Origin of the sequence: Aeromonas sp. ZOR0002 (assembly GCF_963866995.1) — a bacterium.
GTDB lineage: Bacteria > Pseudomonadota > Gammaproteobacteria > Enterobacterales > Aeromonadaceae > Aeromonas > Aeromonas caviae.
In genome coordinates, this window is the sequence record NZ_CAWMFQ010000276.1 from 1 (window position 1) to 1,613 (window position 1,613).

1 protein-coding gene is annotated in these 1,613 nt (G+C 65.1%); it reads left to right on the forward strand.

Annotation, left to right across the window (positions count from 1 at the left end; translation table 11 throughout):
- Positions 1-1,613 (forward strand): MG2 domain-containing protein (locus AACR77_RS14950; RefSeq protein ID WP_442853380.1); only part of this gene is annotated, 1,613 nt, incomplete at both ends.

Here is a 1,613-nt window from a genome sequence, read left to right on the forward strand (position 1 = left end):
GCCAATACCCGCCAGTATCGGGATGCCCCGGCGCTGGCGCTGGTCTTCTCCGGTCCATTGGTGCCCAAGGCAAACTGGCAGAGTTGGCTCGGGGTCAGTGAAGGGGGCAAGCAGGTGCAGGGGGAGTGGATTCTCGCCGACGATGGCCGCACCCTCTATTTCCCGAACGTTCAGCCCGACAAGCGCTACGAGGTGAGCCTCAAGTCGGGGCTGGGCCCATCCCCCCAGCGCTGGACCCTCAAGACCCGGCCGCTGGAGGCGGGGGCGTCGTTTACCGCGAGCGGCATGGTGTTGCCGCTGCGCGACGAGCTGCGCCTGCCCATCAGCGCGGTCAATGTGGACGAGATCAATATCGACTTCTTCCGGGTCGATGCGGAATACCTACCCCGTTTCCTGGCCGAGTATCGCCCCGGTGCCGGCATGGGCAACTGGGAGCTTGAACAGATCACCAAGCGGGCCAAGCGGGTATTCAGCGGCCGCTATGCGCTGGAGCTCGATGCCAACCGGCGCGAGACCCGCCTCATCAATGTGAAGGAGCCGCAGCTGGCGGAGGCTGGCGTCTACTTTGCGGTAATGTCCCCCCTTGGCAACTACGACTGGCGCAAGGAGACCACCTACTTTGCGGTGAGCGACATGGGGCTCAGTGCCCGCCGTTACCGCGATGAGCTGGAGGTGTTCGTGAGCTCCCTGGCCAGCGCCGAACCCCTCAAGGATGTGCAGCTCTCCCTGCTCGACCAGAAGGGCAACCGGCTGCAGGTGCAAACCACCGACCCCCAAGGTCATCGCCGCTTCGATCAGGTGCAGGGGGCTCGCCTGCTGCTGGCCGAGCAGGGCAAGCATCTGGCGGTGCTGCGCCTCGATGGCGCGGCCCTCGATCTCTCCACCTTCGATCTCGGCACCCAGCCCTGGCAGGCCCAGCAGTTGTATCTCTTTAGCGGGCGCGATCTCTATCGCCCCGGCAAGCGGCTCGACAGCGAAATCCTGCTTAAAGGACAAGATGGCCAGCTGCTGCCGGGCATGGCGGTAGAGCTGGAGGTGAAGCAGCCGGACGGTCAGCTGCTCGAACAGAAACGGCTGTTGCCGGACAATTTGGGCGCGGCCCACTACGGCCTGCATCTGCCGGATGATGCGCCGCTCGGGCGCTGGACCATCAACCTCAAGACCGCCGCCGGCAGCCGCTTCGAGTGGCCTTTTCTGGTGGAGGAGTTTCTGCCGGAGCGGCTGAAACTGCAGCTTGGCAAGGGGCCGGATGGGGAAGTGACGAGTCTGGACGCCGCCCTGACGCTGCCACTGCAAGGGGACTATCTCTACGGCGCACCTGCGAGTGCCACCAAGGCCAAGGCGGAGGTGAAGTTAAGCCGCGCCACCATGCCCTTTACCCAGTGGCAGGAGTTCACGCTAGGTGACGTGCTGCTTGCCGAGCAGGCCAAGGATCTTGAGCCGCTGAATCTCACCCTGGATGCGCAGGGGCAGGGGACATTTTCGCTGGCTGATGAGCTCGATGGGGTGCGCGGTCTCGGGCCGCTGGAGGTGGCTTATCGGGTGTCGATCGCCGAGCCCGGTGGCCGCGCTGTCAATCGCAGCCGCACCCAGTATGGCTGGCCCGCGGGCAG